The sequence below is a fragment of the Arthrobacter sp. 05T423 genome, assembly GCF_056396245.1.
Genome location: NZ_JBFTLC010000007.1, coordinates 1 through 12,092, shown reverse-complemented (window position 1 = coordinate 12,092; position 12,092 = coordinate 1). Strand labels below are relative to the sequence as shown.

Annotated in this window: 14 protein-coding genes; 3 read left to right on the top strand and 11 right to left on the bottom strand. The window is 66.9% G+C overall.

Going from position 1 to position 12,092, the window contains the following annotated elements:
- The first annotated feature begins 170 nt into the window (after nucleotides 1-170).
- Nucleotides 171-737, top strand: coding sequence for a DoxX family protein (locus AC1DFE_RS07695; RefSeq protein ID WP_476905314.1), 567 nt, complete (start codon nucleotides 171-173; stop codon nucleotides 735-737).
- Nucleotides 738-744: 7 nt separating this feature from the next.
- On the opposite strand, the gene AC1DFE_RS07690 is transcribed toward AC1DFE_RS07695, so the two are convergent.
- The 3 genes from AC1DFE_RS07690 to AC1DFE_RS07680 form a co-directional block, all read right to left on the bottom strand.
- The gene (locus AC1DFE_RS07690) at nucleotides 745-1,491 is read right to left on the bottom strand and encodes a dienelactone hydrolase family protein (protein WP_476905313.1); all 747 of its coding nucleotides are present in this window, start codon (nucleotides 1,489-1,491) and stop codon (nucleotides 745-747) included.
- Nucleotides 1,439-1,720, bottom strand: a complete 282-nt coding sequence (locus AC1DFE_RS07685; RefSeq protein ID WP_476905312.1) for a hypothetical protein — start codon at nucleotides 1,718-1,720, stop codon at nucleotides 1,439-1,441. Before AC1DFE_RS07685 ends, AC1DFE_RS07690 begins: the two co-directional genes overlap by 53 nt.
- A gap of 81 nt (nucleotides 1,721-1,801) precedes the next feature.
- Nucleotides 1,802-2,314 (bottom strand): mycothiol transferase, encoded by a 513-nt coding sequence (locus tag AC1DFE_RS07680; protein ID WP_476905311.1) that lies wholly within the window; start codon nucleotides 2,312-2,314, stop codon nucleotides 1,802-1,804.
- Between the two features lie 525 nt (nucleotides 2,315-2,839).
- Here AC1DFE_RS07680 and AC1DFE_RS07675 point away from each other — a divergent pair.
- The gene (locus AC1DFE_RS07675) at nucleotides 2,840-3,373 is read left to right on the top strand and encodes a DUF2087 domain-containing protein (RefSeq protein ID WP_476905310.1); all 534 of its coding nucleotides are present in this window, start codon (nucleotides 2,840-2,842) and stop codon (nucleotides 3,371-3,373) included.
- A 1-nt stretch (nucleotide 3,374) separates the two neighbouring features.
- Here the strand turns inward: AC1DFE_RS07675 and AC1DFE_RS07670 are convergent, their stop codons facing one another.
- Entirely contained in the window at nucleotides 3,375-3,800 is a 426-nt protein-coding gene (locus AC1DFE_RS07670) for a ChaB family protein (RefSeq protein WP_476905309.1), read from the bottom strand.
- A gap of 113 nt (nucleotides 3,801-3,913) precedes the next feature.
- The gene (locus tag AC1DFE_RS07665; protein WP_476905308.1) at nucleotides 3,914-4,378 is read right to left on the bottom strand and encodes a hypothetical protein; all 465 of its coding nucleotides are present in this window, start codon (nucleotides 4,376-4,378) and stop codon (nucleotides 3,914-3,916) included.
- A gap of 113 nt (nucleotides 4,379-4,491) precedes the next feature.
- Between AC1DFE_RS07665 and AC1DFE_RS07660 the strand changes: the two genes are divergently transcribed.
- Nucleotides 4,492-4,725, top strand: a complete 234-nt coding sequence (locus AC1DFE_RS07660; protein ID WP_476905307.1) for a hypothetical protein — start codon at nucleotides 4,492-4,494, stop codon at nucleotides 4,723-4,725.
- Here the strand turns inward: AC1DFE_RS07660 and AC1DFE_RS07655 are convergent.
- The 6 genes from AC1DFE_RS07655 to AC1DFE_RS07630 all read right to left on the bottom strand — a co-directional run.
- On the bottom strand, nucleotides 4,693-5,811 hold the full coding sequence (locus AC1DFE_RS07655) for a LuxE/PaaK family acyltransferase (RefSeq protein ID WP_476905306.1): 1,119 nt from the start codon (nucleotides 5,809-5,811) through the stop codon (nucleotides 4,693-4,695). The two genes, AC1DFE_RS07660 and AC1DFE_RS07655, sit on opposite strands and share 33 nt — an antisense overlap.
- A gap of 186 nt (nucleotides 5,812-5,997) precedes the next feature.
- Nucleotides 5,998-7,161: a threonine synthase gene (locus tag AC1DFE_RS07650; RefSeq protein ID WP_476905305.1), complete on the bottom strand. Its 1,164-nt coding sequence runs from the start codon at nucleotides 7,159-7,161 to the stop codon at nucleotides 5,998-6,000.
- Between the two features lie 39 nt (nucleotides 7,162-7,200).
- Nucleotides 7,201-8,268, bottom strand: a complete 1,068-nt coding sequence (gene sbnB, locus AC1DFE_RS07645; RefSeq protein WP_476905304.1) for a 2,3-diaminopropionate biosynthesis protein SbnB — start codon at nucleotides 8,266-8,268, stop codon at nucleotides 7,201-7,203.
- Nucleotides 8,265-9,272, bottom strand: a complete 1,008-nt coding sequence (locus AC1DFE_RS07640; RefSeq protein WP_476905303.1) for a TauD/TfdA family dioxygenase — start codon at nucleotides 9,270-9,272, stop codon at nucleotides 8,265-8,267. Before AC1DFE_RS07640 ends, sbnB begins: the two co-directional genes overlap by 4 nt.
- Nucleotides 9,272-11,884: a non-ribosomal peptide synthetase gene (locus AC1DFE_RS07635; RefSeq protein WP_476905302.1), complete on the bottom strand. Its 2,613-nt coding sequence runs from the start codon at nucleotides 11,882-11,884 to the stop codon at nucleotides 9,272-9,274. The genes AC1DFE_RS07640 and AC1DFE_RS07635 overlap by 1 nt, the downstream gene beginning before the upstream one ends.
- Before the next feature lie 16 nt (nucleotides 11,885-11,900).
- Nucleotides 11,901-12,092, bottom strand: a 192-nt coding sequence (locus AC1DFE_RS07630; RefSeq protein WP_476905301.1) for a hypothetical protein, incomplete at its 5' end; no start/stop codon positions are given.

Here is a 12,092-nt window from a genome sequence, read left to right as displayed (position 1 = left end):
GACGACGGCGGGTACCAGGTGCCGGGCGCATCGAACGGAAGTCCCTAAATCCCCGTGGCCCAGTAATCCTCAAAGTGCCCCCAATCCCCGATCTCCAGCGGACGTAGAATCGACGGACAAGATCGCCTGAAGAGCAGCCCAACAGCTGAACCGCATACAGGAGGATTCCCATGAGCCACACGAGCATCAGTCCGGTCGCCGCCACGGCTGCACAGACCATTTTCCGCGTGGGCCTGGGCGGCGTCCTCATAGCACACGGCACCCAGAAGCTTTTCGGCTGGTTCGGCGGCGGCGGAATCGAAGGCACCAGCAAGGGCATGCACGCCATGGGATTCCGGCCCGCGAAGCCCAGCGCAGTCCTCGCTGGCGTGGGTGAAGCCGGGGCAGGACTGGCCCTCGCGCTGGGTATTGGCACCCCGGCTGCCGGGGCCGCTGCGGCCACCACCATGGGCGTTGCGGCCAGCGTGCACTTCCCCAACGGCTTCTTCGCCACCGAAGGGGGCCTTGAATACCCGGCGGTCCTGGGACTCGCCGCGGCATCCTTCACGATTGGCGGGCCAGGCAGTTTCTCCCTCGACTCCATGACCGGCCACGCCCTGGACCGCCCCTGGATGCGGGCCGTCGCCCTGGCCGTCATTCCGACGGCCATTGCGGTCCAGGTCTACCGCCGCCAGAAAGCACTGGCCCACGATGCGTCCGGTCCGGCCGCCGGCGAGGGCCAGGACACCGCGGGCTAGGTGGCCACTAAACGTACTTCTTGAACCACGCCAGCGTGTCGTTCCAGGCGGCCGTGGCCTGCTGCTCGTTGTAGCGGTCCCCCGTGTCGTTGTGGAAGGCGTGGTCCACGCCGGGATAGACCTTGAGCTGGTTGCGCACGCTCGTGGCGGCCAGGGCATCCCGGAGTTGCGGCATGGGGCCGGTGATCCGGTCGTCCAGCTCAGCGTAGACACCAAACACCGCGGGCTTGATGGAAGGCACCTTGTCCAGATCCGGCGCCGGGCCGTAGAAAGCCGAGATCGCCTTGAGGCCGGTGATCTCCACCGCCGACTGCCAGGTGATGCCCCCGCCGAAACAGTATCCGGTCATGGCGATCCGGCCCTGCTCCACGAACTCCTGTTTCTGCAGGTAGTCGAATCCCGCGGAGAAGTCCGCGACGTGCCGCTGGGCGCCGGCCTGCGTCAGGGCTCCCGGAACCGCATCGGGGTCCAGGCTGGCCGTGCCGCCTTCCCTGCTCAGCAGATCGATCGCCAGGGCCGCATACCCTTCCTTGGCGAAGCGCCGGGCCACGTCCTCGATGTGGGGAGTCAGCCCGCGGTTCTCGTGGCAGATGAGGACGGCGGGGCCGGGCTTCCCTGCCGCGGGCCGGGCGAGGTAACCACTGATCTCGGTGCCGCCGGAGGGGAACTTAACTGTCGTCGTCGTAATTCCGGCGGCACCCTCAGGAACGGACAGCGGGCTCTTCGCCCCCGGGAACGGCGCCGCCTGAGCCAACGCCCGTGGCGGTGCCTGACGACGGGCTGGGCGTGGGCATGGGATCATTGCTCCGCGGAACTTCCTGCGGCGTGCAGCCGACCAGGAGCATGGCGGCGGAGGCGGCAGCCATGCTGCCCGTGATGAACGCCACCCGGCGGGTGAAAGTGAGCTGGCTCATGGCCCCGGCACGGAAGTCGTCGAAAAACTCCTTGATCAGGTACTTCTCAAACTTGCCAAGCTGGGTCATCAGGGCCTCCTGGAGTTTTTGCCGCTATGCTCCTCCGAACGGCAATGCCAAACTAGACACCGCGGGCAAACCCGCTGGCTGCTAAGCCTGCCCGCCGCCTTTCAGGCCCTTGGCGTAGGCGGCCTGCCCCGCGTGCTGCAGGCAGTCCGCAATCGTGCTGACCAACCGGACGCCGAACGTGACCTGCGGGTCCCAGCGGGTGTCCACGACGCGGTCCAGATCATCGTCGCCCAACCTGCCCAGAACCTCCTCGGTCTGGCGGTGGACCGCCTCGTGGTAGTCAGCGAGCAGCTCCCGCGGGGCCCGCACGGCGTCAACCTTGTCCGAGGTATGGCCGTAGCCGGTGTCCCGCTCGGGAAGCGGCAGGCCAAACTTGCCGGCAAACCCCTGCGACGTCCACACCTGTGGCAGCCCGGCGGCGGAGGCGACCTGGGCGTCCTCTACCCGGCTGAGGTGCCAAATCAGCCACGCGATGGAATTTCCGTTGCCGGCGGGGCGCCGGGCCAGGGTCTCGTCGTCGAGCCCTTCGAGCGTGGCTTCCACGGTTTCGCGGATACGGCCAAAGGCGTCCAGCAGCAGTTCGTTGGATTTCATCGGGTCCCCTTTACATTTGGCTGTGGGCGGCGACGGGCAGGATCAGAACCGGTGCTGCCTCCGGTCAGGGAGCAGCCTAGGGGTGAGCGGGCCACCTGAACCATTGGTACGACTTTCGACAAAGCCATGCGCCCAACACGGCCAGCGCAATAGCTCAGGTTGTTCTCTGCCGTTTCAGGCCCACTCACCGGTACTCATTCCCGGGACCATTTCACATCACGACGCCGGCCGGCGCCAGATGTTCTTCGGAGTTGGCATTAAACGACGGCGGCCACTCCCCCGGTTACCAGGCGCAGGACAGTGGCGTCCTCTGGTGCGGTGTCGAAGGGACTGGCCGATGCGGTGCTCCCTGACGAAGTTTCCGTCGTAGTCGGTGGCCTGTTCCTGCTGCGTCGCCCGGGGACGGGCGAATACGGTCCGATGGCGCACCTTTCCGCCAGGACCGCCCCGGACTACGATTTTGCCTGTTGTACCCGCCAACGCTAACCGGCACCGGTCCGGAAGCACCAGAGCAAAGGGGAAGCCTTGAGCAGAGGCACCAGGCAGAGCGGGCCTCACTGGCGGCGGGTCATGGCAGCCCTGGCCAACCGCGACGCCCGGACCGCCTACGCACAGATTGTCCTCGGAACCAGGCACGATGACGTTTCCTCCGGACTGCCCGGACTGCCCGGACAGCGGCGCGGACGGGCCATTGCCGCCCTGCTCGACGCTGGCCTGATCGAACGGACTGCCGGCAATGAATTGGAGGCGTCTGAGTCAATCTTCCGCGACCTCCTCACACAACAGCCCAAGCGCCAGCCCATAACCGGAGTGGCTCGTTTCATGCGACTGGGCAGGATCGACAGGTATCCGGCCAACCTGGCGGAGCGGGGTGAGCTTCTGGCCTGGATCGGCAGCGAAGCCTTCGCGTCCGGCGAGGAGCTTACTGAAAGGCAGGTCAATGAGCGGCTCCTGGGCTACACCGACGATGTCGTGCTGCTGCGCCGCTACATGATCGATTTCGGCGTGCTGCAGCGAACGCCGTCGGGTTCGTCCTACTTCCGGCCGCAAGATGGGTAGGTCAGTCCCCACGCGCCTTCCGGGTGGCGGCATCGTTGGCCTTCTGCAGGGCCTGGACAAGTTCGTCCTTGTCCATCTTTGAACGTCCTTCGATGTTTAGCTCCTGGGCCCGCTTGTACAGGTGCTCCTTCGAGGCGTTCGCGTCCACGCCGCCTGCGGTGGGTGCAGATGAATCCAGCCCCTCTTCCGCATGCTGGTCAGAGGGACCGCGCTTCTCCTTGGGCTCCCAGTGGTCGCCCACCTTCTCATAGCTGTGCTTTAGGGACGCAAAGGCTGTCCGGGCAGCACGGCTCTCGTCGTTGTCATACGACTCAAGGGCTGAATCGTATGTCTTCGCGAAAGTGTCCTGGGCTTTCTGCTCAGAACGCTGCAGGGTCGAGGGAAGCTCTTCCTTGCGGGCGTGATCGTCCTTGCCTGTCTTGGGCATGCCACCAACGCTCCTTCATCGGCCGCCGAACCATACGGATGGAACCAGCTTGGCATTGTTGCCGAGTTTTTGGGCCATAGCAATCTCCCCATCTGTGCCGTGCTGGCCGGGGCTTACAGCATCTGGTCATGCTTGCGGAGGTGGTGGTGCGACGCCTGGGCGTTCGATCCGGCCGCCTCCGGCGATTCAGTGGCGACGAACATAAGCCCGGAGGTGGAGCTGAGGCCAAGATGCTGCCTGATCGGAGTGGCGAACGAACCGGCGAACCCGGCCAATACCCCGGCAAGGCCGGCGGCGCCGCTGGGACCTGTCTCAATCCCGCTGGAACGCAGTGCCACCACCGCGGCCAAAGCCGCGGAATCCTCGATGGCAAGGCCACAGCCCACGCCTGCACGGAGAATGGGAAACGCTGTCAGCGACACCGTGCCGCACTGCAGCATGGCCATGGCAGTGTCCTGGCCCGCACCGATCGTTGTCGGCTCATCAGCCGCCAGCGACGTAAAGACGCAGGCCATCAAACGGGTGCTCCGGGACATCCTGCGCGCCGAGGGGGTCCAGGCGCTGCCGTTCGGGTTCATCGGGGATTCGGACTACGACGCGTTCGTGAAGGGCGCATCCCCGCCGGAGGCCTGTTCACCGGCGGCGGGGGGACCAAGAGCGAGGCCGAGGCACGCGCGTTCGCCAGGCCGGGGTGCAGTACGACCAGTCTTACCACCAGGCCCTCGAGACCATCCAGAGCGTCAACATGGGCGTACTGGAGCAGAAGACCGAAACGCTCCGGAGCGCGACGGTCTCGCTCGGCGGCATCGAGGGCGGCCTCGGCGACGGCAGGCAACGGAGGAGGGCGCCGGCTGAGCCGCCGCAAAATCAGGTCTTCACGAGAGCCGGCGCCTCAGCCTCGGCGGTTGTGCCCGAGCGGAGGTAGCGCTCGATGCTGACGGGGCAGGGGCCAAGGCCCGCTGCCCGGTCCCCGGCGGCGGAAGTTGATGACCTGGCCGGTTCTGCCGCACGCGCAGGTGCCGGTCTCGACCTCGCCCATGTCGTCGGTGAGGAGGAATCCGGGGTAGCTGGTGCTGAGGGCGTCCAGTACGGCGATGGTGCCGGTTTCCCCGGGGGCGAGTTCCTTGCCGTTCTGGGCGGGGTCCCGGATGGAGATGTAGCACCAGGGCGGGACGTGCTTGCGATGCAGGTGGCATTCGACWGCGAGCATGTTCGWCTCGATCATCCCGTACATGTCGCGCACGTTTACCGCGCGCACGCCGAGCAGGTCGTGGCACCGCTCCCGGAAGTCTTCGTCGGGGATGGCCTCGGCCGTGTGCCGCTTCCAGCCGCCGAGGGTGATGATCATGCTGTACGGGTCCAGGCGCACATTGATATTCTCCCGCTCAAGGAACCGGAGGAGCCGGCCGATGAGGAAGGGAGGACTGATGATGTGGCGTGTCATGTGTCCCTCCCAGCGGTGCAGGTGCTCCAGGGCCTCCCCGGCGTCGAACGCGTGGTCGGCGACGAGATATGTGTGGTGGTCGAAGACGCTGTTCAGGATGTTCAGGTCCTTGAGCAGTCCCATTTCCGAGGCTTCGGGGTCCGAGGGGTTCAGGAAAAGTCCCGCGCCCCCGGAGAGGCTGAAGAAGTCCCGGTAGGTCCCGATCAGTCCGAGCAGCGCCAGGGTCAGTGTCTCACTGTTGCGGGGGGCGACGGAGGGGATACCGCGGGTTCCGCTGGAGCGGGTTTCGGTCTCGACGTCGGCCAGGGAGCAGGTGAGCAGCACTTTGGCGTCGGGRCGTTTGAACATGCCGACCGGCAGCAGTGGCAGGTCGTGGAGGTCGTTGATGTCGTTGATCGCGGCGGGATCGACTCCCAACGCCTCACACTGGGCGCGGTAGAAGCCGTTTCCGGCCTGGTGGTAGATCGCGGCGTCCCGCAGGACGTCGGTGACCGACCGTGCCCAGTCCTCAGGGGACTGGAGGTAGGCCTTGGATACATTCCCCAGCATCTGCGGTAGGGAGAGCATTGTCTCACTCCTCATTGAGTGCGAATCGTCGCCCGAATGGGCCCGAATTGATGGGACTGGATTGGCAGCACGCGCGCGCTGGCAGCGTAGTCATGTTGGTCCGGCCGTTTGCCGGCATGAGACTGCTCCTCATTGAGTCATCTCTTCCTTCCCTGTCGCACCGGGTGGTCACCTACGGAGACCCCGTTACAGGGGAACCCTTCCGAATGCCTCCCGTACGTCATCCAGCCGCTCGGCCACTGCGACCCGGCCCCGACTCGGGGAGCCCGCCGCCTTGATCTCGCGGCCGGTGACCAGCACGACGACGGTCTCATTGCGGTCCACCAACCCCTCACGCAGAGCACTCCGCAAGCCCGCCAGCGACGCGGCGCCGGCCGGCTCCGCACCGACGCCCGCCGTCGAGGCCAGCAAACCGACGGCGTCCATGAGCTCAGAATCGCTCACCGCGACCATCGCGCCGCCGCTGGAACGTACCGCTCCGAGCACCGCATCGCCGATGGCGGGCCGCAGGACGGCGATCCCGTCGGCCAACGTGGACCCCGGCTCCAGTTCGTCGGGTGCCGGATCGGTCCCCTGCCAGGCGCGCACCAGCGGTTGGCAGGCCCGAGCCTGCACACCGACCAGGCGGGGCTTACTGGCGGCAACTCCACACGCGACCAACTCGGCGAAACCCTTCTCAAGCGCGGCGAGAGTGGGACCGTCCCCCACCGGAGCGACCATCACGTCCGGCATCCGCCGGCCAAGCTGCTCCCAGACCTCCAACGCCACGGTCTTCTTGGCCTCCATCGTCAGGGGATTCACTCCGGTGTTCCGGTCCACCCAGCCGAACTCCTCGACCGCTGCGCGCGACAGGTCGACGGCGGCCGCGTAGCCATCAGGCACCCGGAACACCCATGCCCCGGCCTGAGTCATCAGTGCGAGTTTGTCCTCCTGACAATCGATCGACACAAAGATGGCTGCCCGCATTCCCGAAGCTGCCGCCCCGAACGCCGTCGCAACTGCGGCGTTGCCCGTCGAAGCCGTCGTGATGGTGTCCAGGCCGTGCCGCAACCCGTCCTCAATAACCAGCGCCGTAGCCCGGTCTTTGTTCGACGCCGTCGGCCCGCGGGTCTCATCCTTGACCCACAGGGACGGTGTCCCCAAGGCGGCTCTCAGCGCCGGGGCCGGAAGCAGCGGCGTGCCTCCGATGGGCAGGGGATAACGCACCGGCCCGTCGGACAGGGGCAGGAGGTGGCGGTACCGCCACATCGTGAAGGGTTCAGGCCCCTCTTCCGGAACCAACCCGAAACCATAGTCGTACTGCAGCCACTCGCACCCGGAGGTACGTACTGAACCTGTCACTCTGCCCATGCCGGATACGCCTCCTCCCGCGTGTCCGAGCGTTCCACGTTAGCCATACCGGCGCAGCTCCGAGAAGAAGTCCTCGAGCACCCGGAGCTGGCCGCTGCGGGCGAGTTCGTCGTAGACGTACTTGCCCACTGCCAGGTCGAGCACGCCCAGCCCGAACGGCGAGAACACGATGGGGCGGTCCTCCGCCGGCGAGACCTTGCCTTCCATGACATCGGCCAGGGTGCCGTCCACGAAGTCCCTGTTGCCGATCATCTGCTCCACGAGGTGGGCAGAGGTTCCGGCTTTGAGGCAGTGCTCGACGTCGTCGAGGATGTTGGTCGATGCCAGCAGGATCTCCGGGGCGAGGTCGCGCAGGGACACGTGCAGTACCAGCGGGTTGTGYGCGAACCATGTCGTATCGTGCACGTGCGGCTGGCCCGCCACSGTGGCGAACACGAGGAGGTCGCTGCTTTTGATCAGCTGTTCGGGGCCGTCGTGCACGCTCACCCGGGCTCCGGTGCCGCTGCGCTCGAGGTAGCCCTTGAAACCCTCCGCGCTCTCAGCCGAGAGGTCGAACACCCCGATCTCGTCGAAGGACCAGCCGGTGGCGTCCAGGAAGGTGTGGATGTAGCGGGCAATGAGGCCGACGCCGAAGAACCCGATCCTTCGTGGACGTCCCCGTCCGCGGCTGAGCCAGTCCGCGGCTGCGGCGGCCGATGCAGCCGTCCTGGAGGCGCTGATGATGGAGCCCTCCATGCACGCGAAGGGGTAGCCCGTTACCCGGTCGTTGAGGATCAGAACCGCGGAGGCGCGGGGTATCCCGGACGCCACGTTGTCCGGGAAGCTGGAGACCCACTTGATGCCGTCGACTCCTGTGTCACCTCCAACCGAGGCGGGCAGGGCGATGATGCGTGAGGTGGGCCGGTCCGGGAAGCGCAGGAAGTAGGACGGGGGGTTTACCGAGTCGCCGGCCGCGTGCGTGCGGTAGGTCTGCTCGACCAGCTCGAGAACCTGCTTCTCCCGGCCCTGGAGCACCTGTTGTACCTGGGCCCCGGGAATGACCGCGAACGGCGGGACCGTCTTCGGCTCTGCGGCCGCTGTGGCTGGGGAAGTGGCAAATTCTGTCATCGTGCACCGTCCTGGGCGTGGGTGGCGAGATCGAATACGTTGCGCGGCTCGGCCATGCCGACCAGGACCTCCCGAGGCCCCTCGTAGGCTTCGCGGCTGTGGGCCATGCGGATGTTGTCGACCAGCATGAGGTCCCCGGGCTCCCAGGGGGTGCGGAGGGTGTGGGCCTCGTAGATCGTGTTCAGGAGGGCGACGGTGTCCTCGCCGATCGGTTCGCCGTTGCCGAAGCGGGTGTTGAACGGCAGCCCGTCTGGGCCGTAGACGTCCACCAGGTATTCCCGGACCTCGGGCGCGATCGTCCATTCGCTGAGGAATGCGACCTGGTTGAACCAGCAGCGTTGGCCGGTCACCGGGTGCCGGACCACGGCGGGGCGCCGTTGCCGGGTGCGCAGTTCCCCGTCGGGCTGCCATTGGAACTCGATCTCGTGTGCCCGGCAGTACTCCTCGACGTCGGCGCGGCCGGAGACGCCGAACGCTTCCTCGTAGGAGGCGCCGATGTCCTCGTTGTAGCTGCGGGCGAGCAGCCACCCCTGGCTTTCGAACCGCTCGATGATGTCCGGGGGTATGGCGTCGAGCACGGCGCGGGCGTCCGCCACACCGGTCACCCCGCCGGAGCTGGGTGCCTGGAGGCAGGCGAAGAGCATCAGGCCGGGGAACTCGAGCGCGTAGCTGAGCTCGTGGTGCATGCACATGGGCTGGTTCGCGGGCCACGTCAGGGACGAGTACACCCCGTCCAGGTAGGGCTGCCTGGCGGCGAAAGCCTCCCGGTCCGGCATGAGCCCGCCCGGGGCCAGCTGCTGGAAGGCATCGGCCACTTCGGCCGGATCCCGGAGGCCCAGGCCGCGGACCAGGACGGCGCCGTGCTCATCCACCGCCGCGCGCAGCGCCTCACGGTTCTGTTCGGCCCACCGGACGGGGTCGTGGCCGTCCGCGACGGTGAGCAGCGGCGCCCGGCCGGCTTGGCGTTCCACGTCGAACTGGATCCTGGGGGAAGGAGATGACATCAGAGGTCCTTTCGTTTCACGGGTAGCGGGTGGGGGCGGCCGACCGGTGCTCCCACCGGGGCCATGGAGCCGGGCCCGGCGGCGGCGCCCGCCGGTGGCGGGGCGGGCGGAACGGCAGCGTCCGGCAGGGACGCGGCCTCGAGCAGGGTCGCCAGGTCCGCCAGGACGGGCGCCTGCATGATGTCCTTGATCGAGACCGCGCGCTTGAGCAGGACGGCGAGCTTCACCGCGGACAGCGAGGTCCCGCCCAGGGCAAAGAAGGAGTCCTGTCCGCCGATCCTGCCCGCGGGCAGGCCGAGCACCGTCGCCCAGGCCTCGGCGAGCCGCTGCTCGGTGGCCGACAGGGCGTCCGTGGCGGTGCCGGCCTCGGGAACGATTTCCTGCGCCATACTGGCCAGGGACTTCCGGTCGATCTTCCCGTTGCCGGTCAGAGGCAGGCTCTCCTGCCACCTGTACGCCGACGGGACCATGTAGTCCGGTACTTGCGAGGCCATCTGCTTGCGCAACTCGGCGATCTCGAGCGGCCGTCTGCCCGAGTAGAACGCCACCAGGAACTTGACCTGATCGGCGCCCTCGCCGACGACGACGGCACCGTCGCGCACTCCAGGCACTCGAAGCAGGGCATTCTCGATCTCTCCGATCTCGATCCGGAATCCCCTGATCTTCACCTGGTTGTCCCGCCGTCCCAGGAAATCGAGCTTTCCGTCCGGCATCCACCGGCCATAATCACCGGTACGGCAGACGCGCTCACCGGCACGGTTCGGATCGGGGCCGAACATCGCGGCGGTTCGCTCTGCATCGTTGACGTACCCGCGGCCCACGCACACGCCGGAGAACACAATCAGCCCAGGCGCGCCGAGCGGTACCGGGCTGCCGAACTCGTCGACCACGTCAACGTGTACATTGTTGATCGGTCTTCCGAGGGGCACCCGTGGCCCGGCCGGGGCCCGGTCCATGATTTCGTGGACCGCGTCGTCCGACGTCTCGGTGAGCCCATACGTGTTGACGACCGGAACATCAGGGTAGAGCGCGAACCAGCGCTGGACGAGCTCCTTCTTCAGGAAGTCCCCGGTCGGGCACACGCAGTGCAGGTCCGGCAGCTTCCGTGGGTTTTGCTCCAGGTAAGACACGATGACCTCAAGATAGGACGGAACAACCTGGATCACGCCCGCCCGCCCATCCACGACCGTGTCAACGAACCGCTCGACGTCGAGGATCGCGTCCTGGTCGACGAACAGGGTCCGCCCGCCAACGAGCAGGGCCGCCACCAGCTGCCACACCGAGATATCAAAGCATTGTGGACCCGTTTGGGGGATGACTTCGCCTTCGCGCACTCCAAGGTCGTCGATTTTGGCATACATGTGGTTCAGCATCCCGGCGTGCTCGCACATCACGCCCTTCGGCTGCCCGGTGGACCCGGACGTGAACAGGATGTACGCGAGCTGGTCCGGGGCAACGACCACGCCAAGGTTCCCCTCGGGTTGGTCTTCAGAGGAGAGGTCCTCGATGAAGAGCTCCTCCACACCGGGCAGGGTGGCGAGTGCTTGGTCGAGCGTCGCGGTACTGCCGCGTTCTGTGATGACCAGTGGTGACTCCGCCCGCGACAAGGCCGTGGCCATGCGCCCGGGCGGGAAGTGCGGCTCGAGCGGCAGGTACGCCAGCCCCGCCTTCCAGATAGCCAGAACGGTCGCCATCCAGTCCAGGTTACGCTCCATCACCACGGTAACGACGGTCTCCTGGTCGAGTCCCCGGCCCTGCAGCGCCCTGCCCAGCCGGTTCGCCCGGGCGTTCAACTCACGGTAAGTCAGGCCGCTTTCACCGTGAATGGCCGCGATTGCTTCCGGATCGGACTCGGCCCGCCGCTCGAAGATCTCGTGCACCCGCAGGTCCGGGAGCTCACGCCTGGGGCCCGCCAACTCCTCCAGTTGAAGGCGCAGTTCCTCAGAAGAAAGCAAGCACACGCGAGCATGGCCGGCGTCAGGGTTTGCAGCGATGGCTTTCAAAGCAGCCACGTGGTAGCCGGCAAGGCGCGCTGCGGCGGTAGCGTCAAGCGCATCGGTGCGATACCGCAGCCGCAACCGGGAACCGGTGACACCTTGGGATATCCCCACCTGCAGAACCGTGTCCTCAGCCAGCTCCCCCAGGGCGTCCCGCGGGTCGAGCACGCTCTCAAAGAGCGGGCGGCTCAGGTTCAGCTCTTGGCAAAGGCCGTCGAGGGCATCCCCGTACCCGCCGGCCTCCACGTGCTGGCGGCACTCCCGCTCCCGGCGGCCCACCTCTGTCAGGAGCGCCCGCCAAGACGCCGCCTCGGTCGTCAATCGGCACGGCAGCGGCCGGCACCCGGGAGCCGCTGCATACCCAATGACGACCTCCCGCTCCCCTACCAACACGGCGAGCACCTTGGCGTGGACGGCCAGCAGCAGAACGTCCAGGGTCGTCCCAAGGCCGTCCGCCAGGCGACGCAAGGTCCCCACCAGACCATGAGGGATGTTCTCGTAGTGCTCGTCCAGTCCGGGATGGGGATCCAAAGTCCACCGCGGGATGGTGGTCAGCCCGCCCTCCGCGAGCATGCCCCGCCAGAAATCACGTTGCTCGTCAGTCAGCACAACCATACTTTGCTCTCCCCGATCAATACGCTGCGACTGCATCTGCAGCGCCCCCGCTCAATGCTGGTAAGGCAGTGCCGAGAGGCCGCACCGGCCGGCCAAAGGTCGAAGCGGGCAATGCTTCGGCAGGATTGCCTCCCCAACGCTCGAAAGCGGGAATCTCCTCGCCCTTCATCAGGAAGGAGTCCGGCGCGAGCACCACCCCGTCGCCCAT

Excerpts from the sequence above, each read along its gene's own strand:
- AC1DFE_RS07695 (WP_476905314.1), top strand. The coding sequence starts at position 171 with ATGAGCCACACGAGCATCAGTCCGGTCGCCGCCACGGCTGCACAGACC.
- AC1DFE_RS07685 (WP_476905312.1), bottom strand. The coding sequence starts at position 1,720 with ATGACCCAGCTTGGCAAGTTTGAGAAGTACCTGATCAAGGAGTTTTTC.
- AC1DFE_RS07680 (WP_476905311.1), bottom strand. The coding sequence starts at position 2,314 with ATGAAATCCAACGAACTGCTGCTGGACGCCTTTGGCCGTATCCGCGAA.
- AC1DFE_RS07670 (WP_476905309.1), bottom strand. The coding sequence starts at position 3,800 with ATGCCCAAGACAGGCAAGGACGATCACGCCCGCAAGGAAGAGCTTCCC.
- AC1DFE_RS07665 (WP_476905308.1), bottom strand. The coding sequence starts at position 4,378 with ATGAACCCGAACGGCAGCGCCTGGACCCCCTCGGCGCGCAGGATGTCC.
- AC1DFE_RS07650 (WP_476905305.1), bottom strand. The coding sequence starts at position 7,161 with ATGGGCAGAGTGACAGGTTCAGTACGTACCTCCGGGTGCGAGTGGCTG.
- AC1DFE_RS07640 (WP_476905303.1), bottom strand. The coding sequence starts at position 9,272 with ATGTCATCTCCTTCCCCCAGGATCCAGTTCGACGTGGAACGCCAAGCC.
- AC1DFE_RS07635 (WP_476905302.1), bottom strand. The coding sequence starts at position 11,884 with ATGGTTGTGCTGACTGACGAGCAACGTGATTTCTGGCGGGGCATGCTC.